The 24367-nt window shown below is 69.2% G+C and carries 23 protein-coding genes and 2 pseudogenes; 14 read left to right on the top strand and 11 right to left on the bottom strand.

Translation table 11 applies throughout. From position 1 onward, the window contains the following. Positions 1 to 7 precede the first annotated feature (7 nt). Entirely contained in the window at positions 8 to 586 is a 579-nt protein-coding gene (locus tag AC07FY_RS07170; RefSeq protein WP_479001751.1) for a Uma2 family endonuclease, read from the top strand. A 40-nt stretch (positions 587 to 626) separates the two neighbouring features. Here AC07FY_RS07170 and AC07FY_RS07165 read toward each other — a convergent pair whose 3' ends face one another. Further along, a complete protein-coding gene (locus AC07FY_RS07165; RefSeq protein WP_479001748.1) occupies positions 627 to 1082 on the bottom strand; it encodes a GNAT family N-acetyltransferase in 456 nt (151 codons plus the stop codon). Positions 1083 to 1291: 209 nt separating this feature from the next. Here AC07FY_RS07165 and AC07FY_RS07160 point away from each other — a divergent pair, with 209 nt between their 5' ends. Further along, on the top strand, positions 1292 to 1936 hold the full coding sequence (locus AC07FY_RS07160; protein ID WP_479001745.1) for a hypothetical protein: 645 nt from the start codon (positions 1292 to 1294) through the stop codon (positions 1934 to 1936). Between the two features lie 12 nt (positions 1937 to 1948). On the opposite strand, the pseudogene AC07FY_RS07155 reads toward AC07FY_RS07160, so the two are convergent. Then, positions 1949 to 2077 (bottom strand): annotated as a pseudogene (locus AC07FY_RS07155) (type II toxin-antitoxin system YoeB family toxin); the annotation flags it as partial. A gap of 437 nt (positions 2078 to 2514) precedes the next feature. Between AC07FY_RS07155 and AC07FY_RS07150 the strand changes: the two are divergent. The 4 genes and pseudogenes from AC07FY_RS07150 (at position 2515) to AC07FY_RS07135 (ending at position 4040) form a co-directional block, all read left to right on the top strand. Beyond that, positions 2515 to 2783: pseudogene (locus AC07FY_RS07150) on the top strand (type II toxin-antitoxin system Phd/YefM family antitoxin). Next, complete coding sequence (locus AC07FY_RS07145) at positions 2776 to 3102, top strand: type II toxin-antitoxin system RelE family toxin (RefSeq protein WP_479001742.1); 327 nt, start codon at positions 2776 to 2778, stop codon at positions 3100 to 3102. The pseudogene AC07FY_RS07150 and the gene AC07FY_RS07145 overlap by 8 nt, the downstream one beginning before the upstream one ends. 258 nt (positions 3103 to 3360) lie before the next feature. Continuing rightward, positions 3361 to 3636 (top strand): hypothetical protein, encoded by a 276-nt coding sequence (locus AC07FY_RS07140; RefSeq protein ID WP_479001739.1) that lies wholly within the window; start codon positions 3361 to 3363, stop codon positions 3634 to 3636. Further along, on the top strand, positions 3633 to 4040 hold the full coding sequence (locus AC07FY_RS07135) for a PIN domain-containing protein (protein ID WP_479001736.1): 408 nt from the start codon (positions 3633 to 3635) through the stop codon (positions 4038 to 4040). Before AC07FY_RS07140 ends, AC07FY_RS07135 begins: the two co-directional genes overlap by 4 nt. Positions 4041 to 4053: 13 nt before the next feature. On the opposite strand, the gene AC07FY_RS07130 is transcribed toward AC07FY_RS07135, so the two are convergent. The 4 genes from AC07FY_RS07130 to ychF form a co-directional block, all read right to left on the bottom strand. Next, on the bottom strand, positions 4054 to 7200 hold the full coding sequence (locus tag AC07FY_RS07130; protein WP_479001733.1) for a type I restriction endonuclease subunit R: 3147 nt from the start codon (positions 7198 to 7200) through the stop codon (positions 4054 to 4056). Then, complete coding sequence (locus AC07FY_RS07125) at positions 7200 to 8450, bottom strand: restriction endonuclease subunit S (protein WP_479001728.1); 1251 nt, start codon at positions 8448 to 8450, stop codon at positions 7200 to 7202. Before AC07FY_RS07125 ends, AC07FY_RS07130 begins: the two co-directional genes overlap by 1 nt. Continuing rightward, positions 8447 to 10192 carry a type I restriction-modification system subunit M gene (locus AC07FY_RS07120; RefSeq protein ID WP_479001725.1) on the bottom strand — a complete coding sequence of 582 codons (1746 nt, stop codon included), beginning with the start codon at positions 10190 to 10192 and terminating at the stop codon, positions 8447 to 8449. The genes AC07FY_RS07125 and AC07FY_RS07120 overlap by 4 nt, the downstream gene beginning before the upstream one ends. A gap of 380 nt (positions 10193 to 10572) precedes the next feature. Further along, positions 10573 to 11661 (bottom strand): redox-regulated ATPase YchF, encoded by a 1089-nt coding sequence (gene ychF, locus AC07FY_RS07115; protein WP_479001722.1) that lies wholly within the window; start codon positions 11659 to 11661, stop codon positions 10573 to 10575. A 134-nt stretch (positions 11662 to 11795) separates the two neighbouring features. Between ychF and AC07FY_RS07110 the strand changes: the two genes are divergently transcribed. Then, complete coding sequence (locus AC07FY_RS07110) at positions 11796 to 12308, top strand: DUF6542 domain-containing protein (protein ID WP_479001719.1); 513 nt, start codon at positions 11796 to 11798, stop codon at positions 12306 to 12308. A 100-nt stretch (positions 12309 to 12408) separates the two neighbouring features. Here AC07FY_RS07110 and ppgK read toward each other — a convergent pair whose 3' ends face one another. Next, complete coding sequence (gene ppgK, locus AC07FY_RS07105; RefSeq protein ID WP_479001716.1) at positions 12409 to 13158, bottom strand: polyphosphate--glucose phosphotransferase; 750 nt, start codon at positions 13156 to 13158, stop codon at positions 12409 to 12411. Positions 13159 to 13180: 22 nt separating this feature from the next. Then, on the bottom strand, positions 13181 to 14173 hold the full coding sequence (locus tag AC07FY_RS07100; RefSeq protein ID WP_479001714.1) for a 4-hydroxy-3-methylbut-2-enyl diphosphate reductase: 993 nt from the start codon (positions 14171 to 14173) through the stop codon (positions 13181 to 13183). An 86-nt stretch (positions 14174 to 14259) separates the two neighbouring features. Here AC07FY_RS07100 and AC07FY_RS07095 point away from each other — a divergent pair, with 86 nt between their 5' ends. The 4 genes from AC07FY_RS07095 (at position 14260) to AC07FY_RS07080 (ending at position 17953) form a co-directional block, all read left to right on the top strand. Next, positions 14260 to 15630 carry an APC family permease gene (locus tag AC07FY_RS07095; protein ID WP_479001711.1) on the top strand — a complete coding sequence of 457 codons (1371 nt, stop codon included), beginning with the start codon at positions 14260 to 14262 and terminating at the stop codon, positions 15628 to 15630. A 33-nt stretch (positions 15631 to 15663) separates the two neighbouring features. Next, positions 15664 to 16932: an exodeoxyribonuclease VII large subunit gene (gene xseA / locus AC07FY_RS07090; protein WP_479001708.1), complete on the top strand. Its 1269-nt coding sequence runs from the start codon at positions 15664 to 15666 to the stop codon at positions 16930 to 16932. Between the two features lie 112 nt (positions 16933 to 17044). Next, a complete protein-coding gene (locus tag AC07FY_RS07085) occupies positions 17045 to 17266 on the top strand; it encodes an exodeoxyribonuclease VII small subunit (protein ID WP_479001705.1) in 222 nt (73 codons plus the stop codon). A gap of 96 nt (positions 17267 to 17362) precedes the next feature. Next, on the top strand, positions 17363 to 17953 hold the full coding sequence (locus tag AC07FY_RS07080; RefSeq protein ID WP_479001703.1) for a malonic semialdehyde reductase: 591 nt from the start codon (positions 17363 to 17365) through the stop codon (positions 17951 to 17953). 108 nt (positions 17954 to 18061) lie between these two features. Here the strand turns inward: AC07FY_RS07080 and AC07FY_RS07075 are convergent, their stop codons facing one another. Further along, entirely contained in the window at positions 18062 to 18580 is a 519-nt protein-coding gene (locus tag AC07FY_RS07075) for a DUF4245 domain-containing protein (protein ID WP_479003125.1), read from the bottom strand. 270 nt (positions 18581 to 18850) lie between these two features. Here AC07FY_RS07075 and glpX point away from each other — a divergent pair, with 270 nt between their 5' ends. Further along, the gene (glpX, locus tag AC07FY_RS07070; protein WP_479001700.1) at positions 18851 to 19882 is read left to right on the top strand and encodes a class II fructose-bisphosphatase; all 1032 of its coding nucleotides are present in this window, start codon (positions 18851 to 18853) and stop codon (positions 19880 to 19882) included. 108 nt (positions 19883 to 19990) lie between these two features. On the opposite strand, the gene AC07FY_RS07065 is transcribed toward glpX, so the two are convergent. Both AC07FY_RS07065 and AC07FY_RS07060 read right to left on the bottom strand, forming a co-directional pair. After that, positions 19991 to 20359, bottom strand: a complete 369-nt coding sequence (locus AC07FY_RS07065) for a WhiB family transcriptional regulator (protein ID WP_479001697.1) — start codon at positions 20357 to 20359, stop codon at positions 19991 to 19993. Positions 20360 to 20502: 143 nt separating this feature from the next. Then, on the bottom strand, positions 20503 to 21234 hold the full coding sequence (locus AC07FY_RS07060) for a DUF1707 SHOCT-like domain-containing protein (protein WP_479001694.1): 732 nt from the start codon (positions 21232 to 21234) through the stop codon (positions 20503 to 20505). Positions 21235 to 21383: 149 nt separating this feature from the next. Between AC07FY_RS07060 and AC07FY_RS07055 the strand changes: the two genes are divergently transcribed. After that, positions 21384 to 23048, top strand: coding sequence for a fumarate hydratase (locus AC07FY_RS07055; protein ID WP_479001691.1), 1665 nt, complete (start codon positions 21384 to 21386; stop codon positions 23046 to 23048). 506 nt (positions 23049 to 23554) lie between these two features. After that, positions 23555 to 24322, top strand: coding sequence for a glycerophosphodiester phosphodiesterase (locus tag AC07FY_RS07050; RefSeq protein WP_479001688.1), 768 nt, complete (start codon positions 23555 to 23557; stop codon positions 24320 to 24322). Positions 24323 to 24367: the final 45 nt, after the last annotated feature.

Genomic DNA, 24367 nt, shown 5'->3' with positions numbered 1-24367 from the left:
TTGTCCCATGACCGCACTGCCCGACTGGATGCGCCCGCCGCGCGCGGAAGGCTGGTTCGCGGAGGACCTCGACCGCCTCCCCGAGGCGCCCCGCCACACCGAGCTGATCGACGGAGCCCTCGTCTTCAGGATGTCGCCCCCAAGGTCCTGGCATGGCCGCCTCGTCACCGCCCTGACCACCGCACTCATGGCGCAGGCGCCAGCGGGCTTCGAGGTCGAGCGGGAGATGACGATCCGCCTCGATGCCCGCAACCGCCCGGAACCGGACCTCCTGCTGACGGACCTGCCCTACCAGCCCGACCGCACCTGGTACGCCCCCCAGGACGTGAAGCTCGTCGTGGAGGCGGTATCTCCGGAATCCGCCCACCGGGACCGCACGGTGAAACTCCGCAAGTACGCGGAGGCAGGCATCCCGCACTACTGGTGCATCGAGGACGAGGACGGCGCGCCCGTGGTCCACGTCTACGAACTGGACGAACCGACCGGCGCCTACGCTCCCGCCGGCATCTTCCGGGGCACCCTGCGTCGCCCCGTGCCCTTCGAGATCAGCCTGGACCTCGACAAGCTCACCCCGCCCAGCAGCTGAAGAACCGGGGGCCGGACCGCGCGGGTTGCGGCCCCACCCTTCACAGGGCCCTCGTCATGAACACGCTGTTCTCGTCCGGCCGGTAGTCCGCGAACGGCGCGCACGGGGCGAAGCCGAACTTCTCGTACAGCCTCCTGGCCGGCAGGAAGAACTCGGCCGACCCGGTCTCCAGACTCAGCCGCGTGAACCCCATGCGCCTGGCCTCACCGATGATGCGCTCCAGCAGCAGGGACGCGATCCCGCTCCGCGTGAGCGACGCCGCCGTACGCATCGACTTCAGCTCCGCGTGCCCCGCGTCCAGCCGCTTGATCGCACCGCAGCCCACCACGGCCTGCCCGTCGCGGACCGACCAGAACGTCACCTCGGGTGCGCGGAGGGCGTCGAGATCGAGGGCGTGCTTGCTCTCCGGAGGCGTGATGGACCGCATCTGCCGCACGTGCTCCTCGAGGAACCGCACGATCTGCGACCCCCGAAGGTCGTCCACCACGATCTCCACGCCACTTCCCCTTCACCGGCACTCCGTCGAAAACGTCCGGCGAGTCTGCCACCCCCGGAAGAAGCGGGCGCACGAACCCCCGTCGACCCGACCGCCTACGGCGCCTGCGCACTCCGCGCCCGGCGCATGGGCGACAGCCGCGGGAGGTAGCGGTCCGCAGCCCCGACCGGCCGCGCCGGCTTGTCAGTGGCTGCTGCTCCCATGGCGTCATGAGCACCGTGCACGACATCGCCGCCCTCCTCCCCGACACCGACCGACTCCGCTCCCACCTGCGCGCCCTGGCGGCCTTGGACACCGCGATCGGCGATGATCCCCGGTTCTGCTGCTACACCTTCGACGCCGCCCGGGGCCCCGGCGAAGAGGCGGCCCTGATGGCGAACGGCGCGGGGGACGACTTCTCCATCGTCTTCACCCCGGCCGGTGTGCTCATACGCGGCTTCGACCACGAGTCGGAGATGAGTCCGTACGGAACGGACGACGACCAGGTCTGGCCAGGCGTCATCGACGAAGTACCCGCCGCGTTGCGCCCGCTCCTGGACGACCCCGCCTTCTGCGACGAGGACGTCGACACACCACGGGTCACCGCCTGCCTGTGGCGGGAGCCGGGCGACACGGCCTGGCGCACCGGCTCCGCCATCGCCTTCCCGTCGGGCAGCGCGGACCCGGACGGCTCCGGCTTCCTCTTCCACCTCCTCGCCGACCGCTCCCCCGAGGCCGTCCAGGCCCACTTCGAGGGCTACTACGAACGCCCCGTCCCCCTCGACGCCGTCCGCCACGTCCTCGCCGGCCACCCGGTAACCCCTGCGATCGCCAAGGCCCTCAACCCGACCGCCCCCGGGAAGACGGCAGGTTGAGGCCGAGCCGGGCTCCCTGTCCGTCACCAGGTGGACCGGGGGGTGCTCGTCGTCGATGCGCCGCGACCACGCTCCCGGCAGGCGGTACTTCAGGCATTCGGGCTTACCGATCCCTGCGAAGGGGTCACAGCGGACGCCCTCCGTCCTGCGGACCGGCTGCGGACCGGCCGGGTACGCGAGGCAGGGATCCATGAGCCGGTATCGGACCGCACAGCCCCGGCCGGCCCTCGGCCCACTTCGCGGGGATCATCGACGATCTGGCCGAACCTCGAACTGAACAGCCGTCGTCTGCTGCGGCCAGGATGGCCGTACGCCGAAGGCTCCGCCCGCCAACGGATCGACGACGCGGCCGCGATCACCGACGCCGAGCTGGAAGCCCTCCTCACCCACGGCACGGACAGCAAAGGCCGCCCGATCCACTCCGTCGCAGGGCAGAAGGGCCCCCAACTGCGCAAACGTGGCTCCCGGCGATCGCATCCAGCACGGATCAGCGCCGCGGAAACCTATTCAGCACGACGATGGACCACCCCGAATCCCAGCCGTTGTGTACACATGGCACCTTCCGTTCGCTTGTGCGCATGACGCAGTCGCTGCCCACAGAGTCCATCCGCGACGTGCGCGCCCACCTGGCGGAGGTCGTGGAGCGCGCCGACCGCGACGGCGTACCCACGGTGATCACACGCCGGGGCAAGGAGGTCGCCGCCATCGTCTGCATCGAGGTGCTGCGCAGGTATCAGGAGTGGGAAGAACGCGAGATCAACCGGATCATCGGCGAGCGCATCGCCAATCCCGCCCGCGGCATCCCGACGAGGACATCATGAGGGAGACGCTGGCACGCGGTGAGTGAGTACCGAACCGTCTTCCGCCCCGAGGCGCAGGCCGAGCTTCGGAAGATGCCCCGCGACATGGCGCTGCGCATCCTGGCCAAGCTGACCGAGCTGGAGACCGACCCTTTCGGCTTCGACACCACTGCGCTGGTGTCCCAGCCCGAACGTCGCCGCCTGCGCGTCGGCGACTACCGCGTCGTCTACACGATCGACGACGGGGACCTGGTGGTCTGGGCCGTTCACGTGGGGCATCGGTCCCCGTTTACGAGACCCGACCGCACGTCAGGGTGTCCAGCACCCATCCGGCACGGTGACGACGAAGGGGCCGGACTCGACTGAGCCCGGCCCCTTCTGACCTGCACGGGTGCCGCGTCAGCAACGTGGCGTGCGTTCATCCGCTCACACGTTGAAGCGGAACTCGACCACAAGGATCTGACCTGCAGATATGCGGGCGCATCCCAGCACCATCCCAGCACGGGATTCACTGCAACGCACACGGAGATCCAGAAGCACCAAGACTAGGCATCGACGCCCGCCCGGGATACAGACCGCGCAGCACTCCGGCGCTGTAATAGTTTCTGTACTAGACTTGCGACCATGAAGTCACCTCGCCCCGGCGGCACGGAGAACATCTCCGTCTCGATGCCCTCGGAACTCCTCGGCGCTCTGCGCACGCGTACCGGGAAGCGCGGTGTGTCCGCGTACGTGACGGCGGCGGTCCGGCATCAGCTCGCCATGGACGGCCTCGCCGAGATCGTGGCCGTCTACGAAGCCGAGCACGAGCCGCTGAGCGAGGCCGAGGTCCAGGCTGCGCAGAGCGAACTGTTTGGTGACGCACCGGCGCCCTACGCGTCGAACGACAGCGCCGCATGAAGCAGCCCGCAGCCAGGTCCCTGGTGCTCGACTCCCAGGCGCTGTCGCTGCTGCTGCGCAACGATCGCCAGATGATCACCCGGATCGAGGCCGCTCGGCGCGTGGGCGTACCCGTCCTCGTATCAGCCCTAACGGTGGTGGAAGCCGTCTACGGGAAGACGGATACCGCCCGGCTGCGCTGGCTGCTCTCTCGCCTTCAGGTCCAGGACGTCACCCAGGCGGACAGTCTCACCGCGGTGCAGCTGCTGAGCGACGCCGGCGGACTCCACGGCCACAAGTACGCCATCGACGCCCTCGTCGCCGCGATGGCGCTCCGCTCCCCGGCACCCGTCCTCGTACTGACCTCGGACCGCGACGACTGGTCGACACTGTGCGGCGACCGCGTACAGATCAAGGACGTCTGACCTCGGCGTCCACTCAGGTGGAATCCACCTGCTGATCGACTGCTGCTTCGTAGAAGGCATCCGCAAGGGCAACGATGATCGCGTTGATGGCTGGCCCGTCGGTGAAGAAGTAGTCAGCCATGGTGTTGTGGGCATCCTGGTTGTCTGCGACTGCCTCCGTAACGGCTGCTTGGAAGTCCGGTGACTCCACGAACTGCTTCTTGGAGTTCGCCTTGGTCTGCTTGACCAGGTTCGGGTCGGCGAGCAACCGCTCGACAAGACCCTGCACGAACTCCCTGATCTGCGATGCGGTGAACGATTCGGCGCCGAAGAGGTCGTTCATCTTGTCTATGACGACCTGAAGCGCGACGTACTTCGGATCCTTCTTCGCGCCTGTGCCGGCGGCGCTGATGCCCTTCAGTTGCCCGTCGCCCACGAGTGAGATGTCGACCGCGATCGCCTTGTGGTGCTTGACCCCGACCAGCACCACCTCGGAAAGGTCTACGTCGGCCGCCCAAGCAGACTCGGCGATGACCTTCTCCAGCAGGCGCAGGAAGATCGAGAGCATCTCCATGTAGGGGTCGCCATAGTCGACGATCTGCGACATGAAGTCATAGAGACGTACGTAGGTGGAGACGTCCTTACGGAACAGGTCGAGCGCCTGGAGCGTGACCTTATCCTCATCCTCGATCGCTCGCGTGTAGCGCCGCCGGAAGTCGTGCTGCGCCGGGCTGATCGCCGCCGAGAGCGCGTTGTTACCCTTCCGAGTCACCCACAGCTCGGCGACCTTACGCACTTCGTCCTCGGTGTAGATTCCGGCCTGAGCAAGCTTGTTGGCCAGGTGGACGACGACGTACGGATCAGTCTCGGTCTCGAGGGTCGCGTTCTTGAAGTACGGCTCGAAGGCCGCCCTGATGTCCTCGGGTTTGTTGGCGAAGTCGATGACGAACGTCTTGCGCTTCTGCTCCCCACCGGCAGTGCGGTGAGTGCGGTTGAGCCGCGAGAGTGTCTGCACCGCGGCGACCCCTGACAGCTTCTTGTCGACATACATAGCCGAGAGCAGGGGCTGATCGAAGCCGGTCTGGAACTTGCTGGCGACCAGCATGATTTTGTACGTATCGCCCTTGAACGCAGCCGCCAGATCCGCCCCGGAGCCGGGGTTCATGTTGGCCTCGGTGAACTCGTCGTCCTTCGACGGCTGCGGGCCCCAGTCGCTGTGCCAGGTCTCGTCCTCGGCCATCGTCACCCCAGCGGAGAAGGCGACCAGAGTACGGTAGTTGTACGAAGTGTCCTCGGCGCGGCGCTTGGCAATGTAGGCGTCGATAGCCAGCTTGTATTTCACCGCGGACTTGCGCGAGTCGGTCACGACCATCGCCTTCGCCTTGCCTTCGAGGAGGTAGGCGACGTTGGCGTGGAAGTGCTCGACGATGATCTGCACCTTCTGGCTGATGTTCGTCGGGTGGAGCTGCACCCACCGCATCAGACCCTTGCGGGCGGCGGCCTCCTCAACCTCTCCTCCGTCACCACTCTCGGCCTTGCCGGCAATCTTCAACGCGGTGTCGTAGGACTGATATCCCTTGAGCACGTCGAGGATGTAGCCCTCCTCGATCGCCTGCTTCATCGAGTACAAGTGGAACTCGCGCGGCTTGCCGTCGGGCCCCTTGCGACCGAACAGCTCCAGGGTCTTGTTCTTCGGCGTCGCGGTGAAGGCGAAGTAGGAGATGTTCTCCGACTCGGCCCGCTCGGTCATCTCCGAAGCGAGCAACGACTCCACATCGATCTCGCCACCATCCTCGATCTCCTTCACCTCCTCAGCGGTCAGCACCTGCTTCAGCTTCGAGGAGATCTGACCCGACTGGGAGGAGTGCGCCTCATCGGCGATGACGGCGAACCGCTTGCCCTTCAGGCCGGCGTCGGTCCGTATCTCCTCCAGCGCATGAGGGAAGGTCTGCATCGTCACGACGATGATCAGCTCACCGTTCTTCAACGCCTGCGCCAGCAGACCGGACTTCGACTTCGCGCCAGCCTTGCGAACGTCCTCGGGGCTGATCGTCGCGACGATCTTGCCGGAGCCGTCGATCTGCCGGATCGCATCCTGCAACTGTGAGTCGAGCACCGCGCGGTCCACGACCACGATGACCGAGTCGAAGACCTTCTGGTCATAGACATGTAGGCGCGCCAGCCGATGGGCTGTCCAGGCGATGGTGTTCGTCTTCCCTGACCCGGCCGAGTGCTCAATCAGGTACCGCTGCCCGACACCCTCCTCCTTGACCGCCTCAACGATGCTCGTGACGGCCTCCCACTGATGGAACCGCGGGAAGAGCATGCTCGTACGCCGCACCGACGTGCCGGTGGTGACGTCCCACTCCTCTTTGGTCTGAACGATCATCAGCCGCCCGAGGATGTTCAGCCAGGCATGCTTCGCCCACACCCGCTCCCACAGGTACGCCGTCGCCGACCGTCCGTCCGCGCCGGGCGGGTTGCCGGCACCACTGTCAAAGCCGATGTTGAACGGCAGGAAGTGGGTCTTCTCCCCCTCCAGCCTCGTGGTCATCGCCGCCAGGCCGTTCGAGACCGCGAAGTGCACCAGAGCCCGGTGGCCGAACGACAGCAATGGCTCCGGCCGTCCGTTCGTCAACGGGTTGCGGTTCTGCTTGTACTGGTTGACCGCCTCGTCCAGCGACTGGCTGAAGTCGGTCTTCAGCTCCACCGTTGCCACCGGGAGACCGTTGACGAAGAACACTAGATCGACGCTGCGCTGGTCAGCGGTCGAGAAGTGCACCTGCCGCACCACCCGCACCAGCATCGCCTCGTAGTGCGCCGTGGTGGTCGCGTTGAGCGACGTCTCGGGGCGGAACTGCGCCATCTTCAACCGGCCACCGCCGATGTACTGCACTCCGTTGCGCAGGATGTTCAGCGTCCCGCCGCCATGTTCCAGCGGCCGGTCCAGTGCGGCGGTTAGGACATCAAGGAACTTTTCCTGCGAGCCCGCCGCCTTCAGCGCCTTCTCGTATGCCGGCTTCTGCGTCGCCTCCAGCCACGCGAACAGATCTGCCGGGAACAGCGCCCGCTCCCGGTCGTACTCACCACCATCACAGTCATTCTTCGAGTACAGCCAACCGTGATCCCGCAGGTACTCGCAGATCTCCGCCTCAAAGACCACCTCATTGTGGTCAGCCATCACGCCCCCTCGCGTACGTCGATCTGCCCCGTCACCGCCGCCGTGATCAGTGCCGATCGGCGCTCGCGAGCAAGCACGATGAACAGCTCCGTCTCGGCGATGAGCGTGTCCGTCTTCGCAGTCTTCTCCTCCAGGTAAGACGCGATCCGCCGCTGTTCGTCAATCGGGGGGATGGTGACACGCAGCTGCTTGAGAGCCTCACACGTCAACCCGCCCTTGGTACTGCCGTTCTCCTCGCTGATTCGCCGAAGATCTTCGTATGCAGCCGTGAGCATCCACAGAAGGTAGTCCGGCCACCATCGAGTCCGATCCGGGACTACGTACGCGAGGTGCTGATTCACGGTTGCCTCGATGTCAAGGATCGTCGCCATTCCGCGCGTCTTCCCCTGGCCGGTTAGACCTACGAGCACCGAGCCGGGCGGGACAATGGGGAGGTGGCACTCTGCGAGCGCGACAGCGGTGACGTTCTCCGCTGCGGAACCAACACGCGCCTGGTTTACCACGGAGCTGTTGAGCCATGGGACATCGCCGCCATCCCAGTACTCTTTGTACTCACGTCGGGGCGTCGACCCGTTGCCGATCCGTGCGGTGCGGCCAAGCTTGTTGGAACCGCTACCTAGGCTGGGCCTTGGTGGGATGGCGTTCGTAACGACCAACCGCCGTCGCTCACGGAGCATCTCGATCAGCCGCTGCTGCTCCTCGATGAGGGTGTCGATGCGGGACGTCTCGCGGTCGAGGTAGTCGGCGATGGCACGCTGTTCTTCCAGCGGCGGCACTGGGATCGCCATACTGAGGAAGACGTCAGGGTAGATCCTAAGGCGCGACGACCAGATACCGCGGGAGAGGCGAGTCATCTCCATCACGTACGGGGTCGATCGGTAGAAGTAATCGTAAAACCCAGGACAGAAGGCTGCGTTCGGACGCGGCCTGTAGACACCGTACGCGGGGCTCACGATGCCAGCCTGCTTCGAGACGCCGAGCGCCCCCATCCACGCCCACATCGTGTTGATGACGAGATCGCCCGCGTCCACGAGGCGGTAGCCATCGAGGCTCTCCGCTGCAGTCATCGTCACGCTCTTCTCTGCCCTCGGGGTGATCCCGGTCAGATGCGACACGCTGAGAAGTTCCTCCGTGCCGTCGGGCGAGACAGACAGCGACTCTGCCAGGAGTTCTTTATTTCTGCTCCAGCGCCAGCGGGATGGGACGTTGCCGGCCCAAGCCTGCTCAAGATCAAACTGCGCTTGCGTCATCCCTCAACCTCCCGCAGCAGATCGAGGATCTTGGCGACTTGCTTCTCCAGGTCGGCGTCGATCTCCTCAAGCGGACGAGGCGGAACGTACTTGTAGAAGTGCCGCGTGAAGGGGATCTCGTACCCCGTCTTGGTCTTAGCCCAGTCGATCCAGGCGTCGGGAACGTTGGGCTTCACCTCCGCATCGAAGTACGCCTGGATGACTTCGCGTCCCGCTGCCGCGCCGGCGGTCGAACCGCCGTAGGTGAAGGGCACGTTCTCGGTATCACGCTTCTTCGAATCGGGTTTCGGGTCACCCTTTCGGTTGACGACAGGGTCCCCGCCCTCGTCCAGCAGGGGGCGCTCGACGGTGACCGTCCAGTAGCCGAACTCGTCGTTGCGCAGCACCTTGGAGAGCTCGGGATCGGCATCCTCGAAGTCGGCGTACAGCCGCACGATCTCAGCGCGGTCGCGGTCGCTGATCTCGCGTCCCTTGGACCCTAGGTTCTTGCGCATCTTGGTCCAGAACGACGTGCCGTCGATGAGTTGGACCTTGCCCTGGCGGTCGTAGTGCTTGGTGTTGTCGAGGATCCAGATGTAGGTGGCGATGCCGGTGTTGAAGAACATGTTGGTCGGCAGGGCGACGATTGCCTCGACGAGGTCGTTCTCCAGCAGCCACTTGCGGATGTTGGAGGGGCCGGATTCGGCGGCGCCGTTAAAGAGCGGCGAGCCGTTCATGACGATGCCGACGCGGCCGCCGCCGTCCTCGGGGGCGCGCATCTTGTGGACCAGGTGGAGCAGGAAGAGCATCTGGCCGTCGGAGGTCGCGGGGAGTCCCGGCGCGAAGCGGCCGTAGGGGCCGGCGGAGTCGCGCTCCTCCTTGATCGCCTTGGCATACTGCTTCCAGTCCACTCCGTAGGGAGGATTGGACATGCAGTAGTCGAACTGGCGGCCCTTGAAGGCGTCGTCGGTGAGCGTGTTACCGAAGGCGATGTTGGTCGCGTCGTGCCCCTTGGCGAGCAGGTCAGACTTGCAGATGGCGTACGACTGCGGGTTGTACTCCTGGCCGTACAGGCTGAGCTTCGCCTCGGGGTTCTCGGCGAGCAGGTGCTCTTCGGCCAGGGAAAGCATGCCACCAGTGCCGGCGGTGGGGTCGTACAGCGACCGGATGATGCCATCCTCGGTGAGGTCGACGTCCTTCTCTGCGAAGAGCAGGTCGACCAGCAGCCGGATCGCGTCGCGCGGCGTGTAGTGGTCTCCGGAGGTCTCATTCGCGGCCTCGTTGAACTTGCGGATGATGTACTCGAACGCATCCCCCATGTCTGCGTTGGACACGACCTCGGGATGCAGATCGACTGCACCAAAAGACTTGACGATCTCTCGCAGGAGCCCGGCCTTCTCCAGCGCCAGAATCTCCTTCTTGAAGTCGAAGTACTCGAAGACGTCCACGTCGGGGGAGAACAGGTCGATGTACTCGGCAAGGTTGTCCGCCAACCCGTCCGCATCGGCCAGCAGGTTCGCGAACCCGTAGTTGGAGGTGTTGTAGAACGTCCGCCCCGTGGCCTTCTTGACCTCGACTTTGAGCCGGTTCGGGTTCTCGTATCTCGCTGCCAGCTCCCGTGCCACCGCGCGGTCCGGCTCGAGTACGCAGTCGAGCCGTCTCAGGATCGTGAACGGGAGGATCACTGTCCCGTACTGGTTAGGGCGGTAGGGGCCCCGAAGCTGGTCAGCGATTGACCAGATGAAGCTACCGAGCGTGCTCACAGGTTCCTCACGAGAATCGTCTAGCAGTAGCGATCACTTTGGCAGAGACAGCAGCAGCCGTCCCATGGTTCAGCCATGGCCCCTCAATCTGCTCGTCCGATCAGCCCACCTAGCTACCGGGCGCGGCAGACTGCGCTCCCCGCGACGATCGAATCGTGATCACAGGGCTCACCGCAGTGGAATCCAGCACCGGCAGCCCATCCACCTCCCAGCGCAATCCCAGCACGGTAGGGGTGATCAGGGGTGATGACAGGTGACGAGGGGTCAGCCATCCCAGCACCATCCCAGCACGGGAAAAACCAAGGGGTCCGACTCCAGAGAGTCGAACCCCTCCTGAACTGCATGTTTGCCAGATCAGCGACGTGGTGGTATTGCAGCCGCTACACGTTGAAGCGGAACTCCACCACGTCGCCGTCGCGCATGACGTAGTCCTTGCCCTCCATGCGGGCCTTGCCCTTGGCGCGGGCCTCCGCGACCGAGCCGCATTCGACCAGGTCCTCGAAGGAGATGACCTCGGCCTTGATGAAGCCGCGCTGGAAGTCGGTGTGGATCACGCCGGCGGCCTCGGGGGCGGTGGCGCCCTGCTTGATGGTCCAGGCGCGGGTTTCCTTCGGGCCGGCCGTCAGGTAGGTCTGCAGGCCGAGCGTGGCGAAGCCGACGCGGCCGAGGGTGGCCAGGCCGGGCTCCTCCTGGCCGACCGACTGGAGGAGCTCGAGGGCCTCCTCGTCGTCCAGCTCGGAGAGGTCCTGCTCCAGCTTGGCGTTGAGGAAGATGGCCTCCGCCGGGGCGACCAGGGCCGACTGCTCGGCCTTGAAGGCGTCGTCCGTCAGCTCGTCCTCGTCCACGTTGAAGACGTAGAGGAAGGGCTTCGTGGTGAGCAGGTGGAGCTCGTGCAGGAGGTCGCCCTGCTCCGTGCCCTTGGTGATGCCGTGGGAGAAGAGGGTGTCGCCCGCCTCGAGGATCTTCTGGGCCTTCTCGACCGCGGCCAGGACCGCGACCTTGTCCTTCTGGAGGCGGGACTCCTTCGTCAGGCGCGGCACCGCCTTCTCGATCGACTGGAGGTCGGCGAGGATCAGCTCGGTGTTGATCGTCTCGATGTCGTCCTTCGGGGAGACCTTGCCGTCGACGTGGACGACGTTCTCGTCCTTGAAGGCACGGATGACCTGGCAGATGGCGTCCGACTCGCGGATGTTCGCCAGGAACTTGTTGCCCAGGCCCTCACCCTCCGAGGCGCCGCGGACGATGCCCGCGATGTCGACGAAGTCGACGGTGGCGGGCAGGACGCGCTGCGAGCCGAAGATCTTCGCGAGGACGGCCAGGCGGGCGTCCGGGACACCGACGACGCCGACGTTCGGCTCGATGGTGGCGAACGGGTAGTTGGCCGCCAGCACGTCGTTCTTGGTCAGGGCGTTGAACAGGGTCGACTTGCCGACATTCGGCAGGCCGACGATTCCGATCGTGAGCGACACGTTGGCGACTTCCCGTAGCTGGAGGGGCGGCGGCCCGGGAGTGGGCCACCGGACAGTTTACTTTCCGATGAGCGGCAGTCGTTGTACGCGTGTCCCCGCACCGATACCGCACCCGCCCCGCCTAGCGTGGAGGCGTGGAGCGATACAGGACGCGACCGGCCCCTCACCCGCAACGACCTCCCGCCCAGCGCAGGGGCCCCCGCCCGGCCACCCTGCCGGCCCAGGGCGGGCGCGACCCCCTGCCCACCTACGGGCGGCGGATGCCCCGGCCCCGGCTCACCGGGCTCGGCGGCGGGCTCTTCGCCTGCGCCGGGATGCTGCTGGCCGGCGGGCTCTGCCGGCTGCTGTTCGGTTCCTCGCTCTTCGTCTACGGGCTGCTCTTCCTGCCCGTCGCGGCCGCCACGGCCCTGTGGGTACGGCCCGCCGACCTGGTCACCGCCCCCATCGCCGCGCCCATCGCCTTCGCCGCCGGAGTGTGGCCCCTCTCGGGCGGCTCCGGCGGCGTCGGCGGGCAGCTGATGGGACTGGTGTCGGTCCTGTCGCTGCACGCGGGCTGGCTGTACGCGGGAACCCTGGTCGCCGGCCTGATCACCGTCGTACGCAAGGCCACCCTCATCGGCAGGCGGCGGACGCCCCGGCGCGCTTGAGCCCGCGCGCCCAGCCCGGCCCGCTTGAGCCCCCGCGCGCCCGGCCCCCGCGCGCCCGAGCCCGGCGCGCCCGAGCCCCAGCGCCCGCCTCCAGCGGCCCCTACGCCTTCTCCGCCTCCCGCGCCGCCATCGCCGCCCCGACGATGCCCGCGTTGTTCTGAAGCTTCGCCGGGACAATCTCGGCCCGGATGCCCTCGATCAGCGGCAGGAACTTCTCCGGCTTGCGGCTCACGCCGCCGCCGATGATGAACAGGTCCGGGGAGAAGAGCATCTCCACGTGGGCCAGGTACTTCTGGACGCGGTGCGCCCAGTGCTCCCAGGTGAGGTCCCCGTCCTCCTTGGCCTTGACCGACGCCCGCGTCTCCGCGTCGTGGCCCTTGAGCTCCAGGTGGCCGAGCTCCGAGTTCGCCACCAGCCGCCCGTCCGTGAACAGGGCGCTGCCGATGCCCGTGCCCAGCGTGAGCATGATGACCGTGCCGCCGCGGCCGCGCCCCGCCCCGTACGTCATCTCCGCGACGCCGGCCGCGTCCGCGTCGTTGAGGACCGTGACCGGCAGACCGCCCAGCTCGCGCGCGAGCAGGGCCGCGGCGTCGACACCGACCCACGCCTTGTCCATGTTGGCGGCCGTCCGGATGGTCCCGCTCGTCACCACCCCCGGGAAGGTGACCCCGACCGGGCCCGACCAGGAGAAGGCCCGGACCACCTCCGCGACGCAGCCGGCCACCCCGTCGGGGGTGGCCGGCTGCGGTGTCGCTACTTTGTGGCGCTCCTGTGCCAGGTCGCCGCGGTCCAGGTCCACGGGAGCACCCTTGATTCCGGAACCGCCGATGTCCACACCCATGATCTGCATGGACGTAACCGTACGAAAAGAGTTACTTGTCGGCGACCAGTTCGGCCGCTTCGGCGCGCAGGTCGCGGCGCAGTTCCTTCGGCAGGGAGAAGACGATGGACTCCTCGGCGGTCTTGACGATCTCCACGTCCGCGTAGCCGCGCTCCGCCAGCCACTCGAGCACCTGCTCGACGAGGACCTCCGGCACCGAGGCGCCCGAGGTCAGGCCGACGGTGGTGACGCCCTCCAGCCAGGCTTCGTCGATCTCGCTGGCGAAGTCGACCAGGTGCGCGGCGCGCGCGCCGGCGTCGAGGGCGACCTCGACCAGCCGGATCGAGTTCGAGGAGTTCTTCGAGCCGACGACGATGACCAGGTCCGAGTCGGCGCCCATGGCCTTGACCGCGGCCTGCCGGTTGGAGGTGGCGTAGCAGATGTCGTCGCTGGGCGGCGAGACCAGCAGCGGGAACTTCGTCTTCAGCGCGTCGACCGTCTCCATGGTCTCGTCGACCGAGAGGGTGGTCTGCGAGAGCCAGACGACCTTGGACTCGTCCCGCACCTCGACCTTCGCCACGTCGTCCGGACCGTCCACGATCGTGATGTGCTCCGGGGCCTCGCCCGAGGTGCCGATGACCTCTTCGTGGCCCTCGTGGCCGATGAGGAGGATGTCGAAGTCCTCGTTGGCGTAGCGGATCGCTTCCTTGTGCACCTTGGTGACCAGCGGGCAGGTCGCGTCGATCGTCGCGAGCTTGCCGCGCGCCGCCTCCTCGTGCACCACCGGTGCCACACCGTGCGCCGAGAACATCACGATGGAGCCCTCGGGGACCTCCTCCGTCCGCTCGACGAAGATGGCACCCTTCTTCTCCAGCGTCTGGACGACGTACTTGTTGTGCACGATCTCGTGGCGGACGTAGACCGGCGCACCGTACTGCTCGAGAGCCTTCTCGACAGCGATCACGGCTCGGTCGACGCCCGCGCAGTAGCCGCGGGGGGCGGCGAGCAGGACACGGCGGGAAGCGGGAGCAGTCATGGGCTCCATCGTACGGGGGTCTCCGGGAGGCCGGGCGTCGCCCGCCGGGCGGAGACTGGGTCGGATGTCCGTACCACCCGTCCCCCGGAGGAACCATGGCGTCCGTCACGGAGTCCCGTACGGAGCACACCGCACTGCGGCGGAGCCTCGGCTTCCGGGACCTGGTCGTCTACGGGCTGCTCTTCATCGCGCCGATGGCCCCGGTCGGGGTGTTCGGCACGCTGGACGCCCGATCGCACGGCGCCGTGGCACTGGTCTACCTCGTCGCGACGGTCGCCATGGCGTTCACGGCCTTCTCCTACGCCCAGATGGTGCGGGTCGCCCCGCAGGCCGGTTCGGTCTTCACCTACGCCCGCAAGGGGCTCGGCGAGGGCCCCGGCCTGATCGCCGGGTGGATGGCGATGCTGGACTACCTGCTGATCCCGGCGGTGGCGTACCTGTTCTCGGGCATCGCGATGAACGCCCTGGTGCCGGAGATCTCCCGGTGGGTGTGGACCGCCCTGGCGGTGGTGGTCACGACCCTGCTGAACCTGTGGGGCGTACGGACGGCCGCCCGGGTGGGCTTCGCGGTACTCGCCATGGAGGTCGTGGTGCTCCTGGTGTTCGTGGTGGCCGCGGTGACCGTCCTGGTGCGCGACGGGGCGCAGCGCGGCTGGCTGTCCCCGCTGACCGGCGACGGGTCGCTGGGCTTCTCCACGGCAGCCGTCCTGGGCGCGGTCTCGGTGGCGGTCCTGTCCTACCTGGGCTTCGACGCGATCGCCTCCTTCGCCGAGGAGGTGACGGGCGGCTCGGCGAAGGTGGCCAGGGCGCTGCTGTTCTGCCTGGCCGTGGCCGGGGTGCTGTTCATCGCCCAGGCCTACCTCGCGGCACTGCTCAGCCCGGTCACCTCGGCGGAGCTGGCGGCGGATCCGGCAGCGCAGGGGCCGGCCTTCTACCACGCGGTGGAGGTCTCGGTCGGCCCGTGGCTGCACGATCTGGTGGCGCTCTCCAAGGCCATCGGGGCCGCCTTCGCCGCGCTGGCGGGTCAGGCGGCGGCCGGCCGGCTGCTGTTCGCGATGGCCCGGGAGCGGCGGCTGCCGGGCATGCTCGCACGGACTTCGGGCGGCACGCCGCGGCCCGCGCTGCTGGTGGCGGCCGCGGTGACGCTGGTCGCGGCGGTGTGGGCGGCGCGGCGCGACGACGGGCTGGACCACCTGGTCTCGGTCGTGGACGTCGGGGCGCTGGTGGCCTTCACCCTGCTGCACGCCTCGGTGGTGGGGTGGTTCGTGGTCCGGCGCCGGGAGGGCCGGCCCCACTGGGGGAAGCACCTGGTGGTCCCGGTGCTGGGGGCCGCGGTGACGGTCGCGGTGATCGTGGAAGCGTCCTGGACGGCGCAGGTGGTGGGGGCGGTGTGGCTCGCGGTGGGACTGGGGCTGCTGGTGGTCCAGCGCGGCCGGCGGGAGGCCGACATCGGCCCGGCGGCCTGAGACGCTGTCCGCGCCGCCCGTTAGCCTGCGTGCATGGGTCTGAATACGTCGGCCGAGGCGCCGCTGCCGGTAGGCCAGGTGTCCCGGCTCATCGGGGGCTGGATCGAGCGGCTCGGCCAGGTGTGGGTGGAGGGGCAGATCACGCAGCTCTCGCGGCGGCCGGGGGCGGGGGTGGTCTTCCTGACGCTGCGCGATCCCTCGCACGACATCTCGGTCAGCGTGACCTGCTTCCGCCAGGTCTTCGAGGAGGTCGCGGACGTCGTGTCGGAGGGTGCGCGCGTCGTCCTGCTGGCCAAGCCCGAGTGGTACGCCCCGCGCGGGCAGCTGTCCCTGCGGGCCACGGAGATAAGGCCGGTCGGCATCGGGGAGCTGCTGGCCCGGCTGGAGCGGCTGAAGCGGTCGCTGGCCTCGGAGGGCCTGTTCGCGCCGGAGCGCAAGAAGCCGCTGCCGTTCCTGCCGCAGCTGATCGGGCTGGTGGTCGGCAGGGCCTCGGCGGCCGAGCGCGACGTACTGGAGAACGCCCGGCGGCGCTGGCCCGCGGTCCGCTTCGAGGTGCGCAACGTCGCCGTGCAGGGGGTGCACGCGGTGCCCCAGGTGATCCGGGCGGTCAAGGAACTCGACGCCCTGGACGGCGTGGACGTGATCATCGTGGCGCGCGGCGGCGGCAGCGTGGAGGACCTGTTGCCCTTCTCCGACGAGGAGGTCGTGCGGACGGTCGCGGCGGCCCGTACCCCGGTGGTCTCGGCGATCGGGCACGAGCCGGACTCGCCGCTGCTGGACCTGGTCGCGGACGTGCGGGCCTCCACGCCCACGGACGCGGCGAAGAAGGTGGTCCCGGACGTCGGCGAGGAGCTGGAGCGGGTGCGCCAGCTGCAGGCCCGGGGGCTGCGCGCGGTGGGCGGGCTGCTGGACCGGGAGGAGCGCGGCCTCGCGCACGCCCTGGCCCGGCCGGTGTTCGTCCACCCGCAGCGGATGGTGGAGGTCCGCGAGGACGAGCTGGAGGCCCTGCTCGGGCGCAGCCGGCGGACGCTGGGCCATCTGCTGGACCGGGCGGATTCGGAGCTCGCGCACACCTTGGCCCGGGTGGTGGCGCTGTCGCCGGCGGCGACCCTGGAGCGGGGGTACGCGGTGCTCCAGGGGCCCGACGGACACGTGGTGCGCTCGCCCGAGGAGGTCGCGGAGGGCGAGGTGCTGCGTGCGCGGGTCGCGGAGGGGGAGTTCTGCGTACGGGTCGCCGAGGCCGGCAAACACGCGGCGCCCGAAGGAGTCCCGGCGGCGGGAGAGCGGGCCGCGGCCGAATAGCCCGCGGGCCGCGGGCCGGAACGGGGCGGGCACACCGCCGACCCACCGCCTACACCGCCAACACATCGCCGCAATCACGTCGTTGCACTACACACATAAGGTGGCACAGGGAATGTCAGAGGCCGAAACGGCGCTGGGGTACGAGCAGGCGCGCGACGAGCTCATCGAGGTCGTCCGCAAGCTGGAGGCCGGCGGGACCTCGCTGGAGGACTCCCTCGCGCTCTGGGAGCGCGGCGAGGAGCTGGCGAAGGTGTGCCGGCACTGGCTGGAGGGGGCCAGGGCCCGGCTGGACTCGGCGCTGGCGGCGCGCGACGCGGTGGACGGCGAGGAGTGACCCCCGTCACCTCCCGGCGATTTAGTTGAATATTCACCTACTTTCCCCGTAGAGTCGGGGACATCGCTTCACCCACGGATGGAAGAAGGCTTTCCGATGTCTCTCGTTCTTGACTCCGCCGCGCAGGACCTGCTGTTCCGCGAGGCCCGCACGGCCAACTCGTTCACCGACGAGCCGGTCACGGAGGAGCAGGTGCAGGCCATCTACGACCTGGTGAAGTTCGGCCCCACCGCCTTCAACCAGACGCCGCTGCGCATCACGCTGGTCCGCTCCCCCGAGGCCCGCGAGCGCCTCGTGAAGCACCTGGCCGAGGGCAACCAGGCCAAGACCGCCGCCGCGCCGCTCGTCGCGATCCTCTCCGCGGACAACGAGTTCCACGAGGAGCTGCCGGCCCTGCTGCCGCACTTCCCGCAGGCCAAGGACATGTTCTTCGCCGAGCGCCCGGTCCGCGAGCAGTCCGCCCTGCTCAACTCCGCGCTCCAGGCCGCCTACTTCATCGTCGGCGTCCGCGCCGCCGGTCTGGCCGCGGGTCCGATGACCGGCGCCGACTTCGCCGGCATCCAGAAGGAGTTCCTGGACGCCGACCACACCCCGCTGATGATCGTCAACATCGGCAAGCCGGCCGAGGACGCCTCCTTCCCGCGCGCCCCGCGCCTGGCGTTCGACGAGGTCGTCACCACCGTCTGAGCCGCCCCGCGCCGCGCCCGGCGCACCGCGCACCGCGCACGGCGAACGGCGAACGGCGAACGGCCGCGCTCCCCGGATCCGGGGGGCGCGGCCGTTCGCCGTGCGGCCCTACTGCCCCTGCTTGAACTCCAGCGCCGCCGCCATCGCGCCGAGCTGCTCGAAGGAGGCCGTGCCGGTGACGACCGTGACGTAGCCCTGCCCCTGCTTCACCAGGGCGTCGTACTTCTCACCGTCCCAGCGCTCCCACACCGCGTCGCCCACCTGCTGCGTCTGCCCGGTGGCCTCCGCCTTCTGGGTGACCTCGCGGACGTACTTGGCGGAAGTGTCCGCGGACTGCTCCACCGCCACGTACTGCCGCTGGGGGTCCTGGAAGCCCAGGTGCCAGGCACTGGACTCCTTGCGCGTGAACGTCACCGAGGTCGCCCGCCACTGCTCCGGCAGCCCCACAGGGGCGGCCACCGGGTAGGGGGCGGCCCGCCGCGCCGTCAGCGTCTCCACCCGGTAGTCGACCGCCCGCACCGGATCGGCGTCCTCGTCGTGCGGGACGAAGAGATAGATCCCCGCGACCACGACGCCGATCACCGCCAGCGACCGGACCATGTCCCAGACCGTCTGCTTGCCTTTCATACCTGCCACGGCACCATCGTCCCGTACGCGCGGGGGCGATCACCGCCGGGGTCTGCCCCGGACGCCCGCGCGGCGCGCCCCCGAGGGTGGCGGACGGGCGGCGGGCGGGTGGCAGGCGGGGAGCGCAGGGGCGGCAAGACGTCCGCTCAGGCCAATCGGCTGACCGATATTCCGCTCATACGTGACCCGCCCTGCTCAATATGTCGACGTACCGATAGAGTTCCAGCACCCTCACTTCCCGGCCGTCGCCGTACAGAAAGGTGCGCTCCGATGACCGAGCACAACCTGCCGCCCCAGCTCGAGGTCTCTCCGGAGGCCCCCGACCGCAACCTCGCCCTGGAACTCGTACGGGTCACGGAGGCAGCCGCCATGGCCGCCGGCCGGTGGGTCGGGCGCGGGGACAAGATCGGTGCGGACGGGGCCGCGGTCAACGCCATGCGCACCCTGATCTCCACCGTTTCGATGAACGGCGTCGTCGTCATCGGCGAGGGGGAGAAGGACGAGGCCCCCATGCTCTTCAACGGCGAGCGGGTCGGCGACGGCACCGGCGCCGAGGTCGACATCGCCGTGGACCCGATCGACGGCACCACGCTGAACGCCAAGGGCATGCCCAACGCCATCGCCGTGCTGGCCGCCGCCGACCGCGGCACCATGTTCGACCCGTCCGCGGTCTTCTACATGGAGAAGCTGGTCACCGGCCCCGAGGCCGCCGACTTCGTCGACATCAACGCCCCCGTCTCGGTGAACATCCGCCGCGTCGCCAAGGCCAAGAACATGGCCGTCGAGGACGTCACCGTCGTCATCCTGGACCGCCCCCGCCACGAGGGCATCGTCAAGGAGATCCGCGAGACCGGCGCCCGGATCAAGTTCATCTCGGACGGCGACGTCGCGGGCTCGGTCATGGCGGTGCGCGAGGGCACTGGCGTGGACCTGCTCCTCGGCATCGGCGGCACCCCCGAGGGGATCATCTCGGCCTGCGCCATAAAGTGCCTCGGCGGCACGATCCAGGGCAAGCTCTGGCCGAAGGACGACGCCGAGCGCCAGCGCGCGCTGGACGCCGGCCACGACCTGGACCGCGTCCTGTACACGGACGACCTGGTGTCCGGCGAGAACGTCTTCTTCGTCGCCACCGGCATCACGGACGGCGAGCTGCTGCGCGGCGTCCACTACCGCTCGGAGACGGCGACGACCTCCTCGCTGGTCATGCGCTCGAAGTCGGGCACGATCCGGCGGATCGACTCGACGCACCGGCTGTCGAAGCTCCGCGCCTACAGCGCGGTGGACTTCGACCGCGCCCAGTAGGAGCGCGCTCCGGCAGCACGAGAGGGGCGGTCACCGTGTGCGGCGGTGACCGCCCCTCTCGCGCGTCCGGCCGCGCCGCCCCCGCCGCGTGCCGCGGCGGGCACGGGCTCAGCCGGCGGCGGCTATCGTCCCGGATTCGGGGCTCTGGCGCAGTTCGGCCGAGCGGCGCCGCATCCGCGCCAGGACGACCCGGCGTTCGGCGGCGGTGAGGCCGCCCCAGACGCCGTAGGGCTCGGGTTGCAGGAGGGCGTGCTCGCGGCAGGCGACCATCACCGGGCAGCGGGCGCAGACGCGTTTGGCGGCCTCCTCGCGGGAGAGCCGGGCCGCCGTGGGCTCCTTGGACGGGGCGAAGAACAGGCCCGCCTCGTCGCGGCGGCACACCGCCTCCGCATGCCATGGGCCGTCCTCAGCCCTCACCGGCACCCGCGGCTTCGGCACGACGGCAACCTTCAGGGACTGATGCGGCGGAAGCGGCACGGTCTACTCCTGACGACGGGTACGCGAGCGAGAGACGATGCACCTGTCCCTACCCGCTGTACGCGCCCCTAAGCACTGGGTGCCCGCGGGCGCGCGCGGTTCGTCCGAAACGCGACCCCCGCCGCGGGGCCGGACCGGCCGCCTCAACCGTTCAGTCGCCTGCGCATCCGCTCCGCCAGGTCGACCAGTCGGGCGCCGAGCCTGGGCCGCGCCTCGATGTTGCCCAGCAGGGCGAACCCGCGGACGATGACGACCGGGGCCTGCGGGTCCGTCGCGCCGCGCCCCTGGCCGCGCACCTCGAAGTTGCCGAGGACGCCGCTGCCGTAGCCGCGCAGGGTGACATTCTCCGGCACCAGGACCTCGACGTTCCCCAGCACGCACGTCACGTTGATCTCGGTGACCTGCTGCTCGAAGACCGCTTCGGTGAGGTCGACGGTGATGTCGCCCATGACGGAGACCGCGCGGGTGAGCGGCCCGGGCCGCCAGCGGCCCTTGCGGGCGGAGCTGCTGCACACGGCGACGACCGTCTCCGTGTAGGGCACCGCCCCGGACCGGGCGGCGTACGCCGGCGCGGAGGCGGCCGGGGTGTGACCGGTGCCCGGCGCGGGAAGGTCCCGTACGAGCACCTCCAGCTCGCCCACGGTCTTGACGGCGTACAGCGAGTCCAGGCGCTCGGAGTGCTCCTCGGCGGTGAGCCGGCCCTCGGCGACGGCGTCGGCCAGGATCTGCGCGATCCGGTCCCGGTCGGCATCGGAGGCGCGCAGTCCGGACCCCGGGGGCACGGGCGCAGTCGCGGGCGCGGGAGCCGGGGCGGGCGCGGCGGCCGGGACGGGCGCGGCGGGGGCGGGGGCAGCGGGGTGCTTTTCCAGGTCCACGGGCCCAGCATAGCGAGACACGATAGATCGCGATACTACCGAGTGAGCCTTACCTCACAGACACGGCCGCGGCAGGAGGTCCTAGGCTGGTGGACTGCGCTGCCAATTGGTCGCCAGCGCTGTCTGCCGAGTGAGGAATGACTGCCGTCATGCCAGAGTTTGCGTACACCGACCTGCTGCCCCTGGGCGAGGACACCACCCCCTACCGGCTGGTGACCGCAGAGGGCGTGTCCACCTTCGAGGCGGACGGCCGTACCTTCCTCAAGGTCGAGCCCGAGGCACTGCGCAAGCTCGCCGAAGAGGCGATCCACGACATCCAGCACTTCCTGCGCCCCGCGCACCTCGCGCAGCTGCGCCGCATCATCGACGACCCCGAGGCATCGTCCAACGACAAGTTCGTCGCGCTCGACCTGCTGAAGAACGCGAACATCGCGGCCGCCGGTGTCCTGCCGATGTGCCAGGACACCGGCACGGCGATCGTCATGGGCAAGCGCGGCCAGAACGTCCTCACCGAGGGCGGCGACGAGGCGGCCCTCTCCCGCGGCATCTACGACGCCTACACGCGGCTGAACCTGCGCTACTCGCAGATGGCGCCGCTCACCATGTGGGAGGAGAAGAACACCGGCTCGAACCTGCCCGCGCAGATCGAGCTGTACGCGACCGACGGCGGCGCGTACAAGTTCCTCTTCATGGCCAAGGGCGGCGGCTCGGCCAACAAGTCCTTCCTCTACCAGGAGACCAAGGCGGTCCTCAACGAGGCCTCCATGATGAAGTTCCTGGAGGAGAAGATCCGCTCGCTCGGTACGGCGGCCTGCCCGCCCTACCACCTCGCGATCGTGGTCGGCGGCACCTCCGCGGAGCACGCCCTGAAGACGGCGAAGTACGCCTCGGCGCATTACCTGGACGAGCTGCCGACCGAGGGCTCCGCGCTGGGCCACGGCTTCCGCGACCTCGGCCTGGAGCAGCAGGTCTTCGAGCTGACGCAGAAGATCGGCATCGGCGCGCAGTTCGGCGGCAAGTACTTCTGCCACGACGTGCGCGTGGTGCGCCTGCCGCGCCACGGAGCGTCCCTGCCGGTCGCCATCGCCGTGTCCTGCTCGGCGGACCGTCAGGCGACGGCGAAGATCACCGCGGAGGGCGTGTTCCTGGAGCAGCTGGAGACGGACCCGGCGCGCTTCCTCCCCGACACCACGGACTCGCACCTGGACGGGGCCTCGGACGTCGTCTCCATCGACCTGAACCAGTCGATGGAGGAGATCCTGGCGACGCTGACCAGGCACCCGGTCAAGACCCGGCTGTCCCTCACCGGCCCGCTGGTCGTCGCGCGCGACATCGCGCACGCCAAGATCAAGGAGCGGCTGGACGCGGGCGAGGGCATGCCGCAGTACCTCAAGGACCACCCGGTCTACTACGCCGGCCCGGCGAAGACCCCCGAGGGCTACGCCTCGGGCTCCTTCGGCCCGACCACCGCCGGCCGGATGGACTCCTACGTCGAGCAGTTCCAGGCGGCGGGCGGCTCCAAGGTCATGCTGGCCAAGGGCAACCGCTCCCAGCAGGTGACGGACGCGTGCGGCGCGCACGGCGGCTTCTACCTGGGCTCGATCGGCGGCCCGGCGGCGCGGCTGGCCCAGGACTGCATCAAGAAGGTCGAGGTCCTGGAGTACGAGGAGCTCGGCATGGAGGCGGTCTGGAAGATCGAGGTCGAGGACTTCCCGGCGTTCATCGTGGTGGACGACAAGGGCAACGACTTCTTCCAGAACCCGGCCCCGGAGCCGACGTTCACCCACATCCCGGTACGGGGCCCGGGCCTGTAGCCGGCCGGCGAGGGGCCCCGAGCCACCCGGCGCGGGCCCCTCGCCGCTCCCCGCCGCTCCGCGCCGCACGCCTCACCGGAGCCCCGGGGAGAACGCACCGCCGTCCGACTCCGTCGGCAGCCGCGCCTCGACCGGGGGGCGAGCCACCCCGTCGTACGTGCCGCCGCCGGCTCGGCCATGGTCAGCCCGTAGACGCGGCGCAGCACCGCGACCGGCACGCCGCGGGGACCGCCGACCGGCAGCCGGACCGTTCCCTCGCGGGCCGCGATGCGTTCCCGGATCCACGGCGGGGGGAACGCCCCGGCCCCGGTCACAGGCGTGGACCTCGACCCGGGGGCACCAGTGGGTCTCCTCCCAGTGCAGCTCGCCGTCCCGGATGTACTGCCACTCCTCCTCGACGCACTCTCCGCACGGCTCGCAGTGCAACGTCACGTACGCCTGTTGTTCCGCCATTCGGGGAGCATGCGGTACCGGCGCGTGCGACGCATGCGGATAGCGTGCGGGGCATGACGCAGATGCCACTGCCCGCCGCCCGTACGACGCGGGTCGTCGCCCATCGGGGGGCCTCCTACGAGTACCCCGAGCACACGATCGGGGCCTACCGGCAGGCCATCGAGGACGGGGCCGACGCGCTCGAGTGCGATGTGCGGCTCACGGCCGACCGGCGGCTGGTGTGCGTGCACGACCGGCGGGTCGAGCGGACCTCCGACGGGCGTGGAGCCGTCTCCGCGATGACCTACGCGGAACTCGCCGCGCTCGACTTCGGCGGCTGGCGGGGCGAGGAGCACCGCGGGGCCCGGGTGCTGCTCTTCGAGGACCTGCTCCAGGAGGCGCTGGCCGCGCCCCGGCCGGTCGGGCTCGCCGTCGAGACCAAGCACCCCTCGCGGGCGGGCGGCAGGCTGGAGGCCGAGCTGGTGCGGATGCTGCGGGAGTACGGGCTGGCCGACGGGTCCGCCGGCCGCGTCGAGGTGATGAGCTTCTCGCGCACGGCGCTGACGCGGATGCACCGGCTCGCGCCCGGATTGCCCACCGTGTTCCTGATCGAGCGCACGCTGCGCCCGGTGCGGCCCCCGTACGCGACCCACGCGGGCCCGGGCATCGAGCTGGTGCGGCGCGACCCCGGCCTGGTGGCCCGGCTGAAGGCCAAGGGGCTCGCCGTGCGGGTGTGGACGGTGGACGAGGCGGAGGACGTCGAGCTGTGCGTGCGCCTCGGCGTCGACACGATCATCACCAACCGGCCGCGGGACGTGCGCAAGCTGCTGCTCGACCTGTGAGGACCCGGCCGGGGCGCGCCGGCCGGGTGCGGGGGGATGTGGGAT

The sequence above is a fragment of the Streptomyces sp. NPDC045967 genome, from assembly GCF_056430495.1.
Note: the sequence above shows the minus strand (reverse complement) of the source record. Positions and strands in the feature narration are given on the sequence as shown.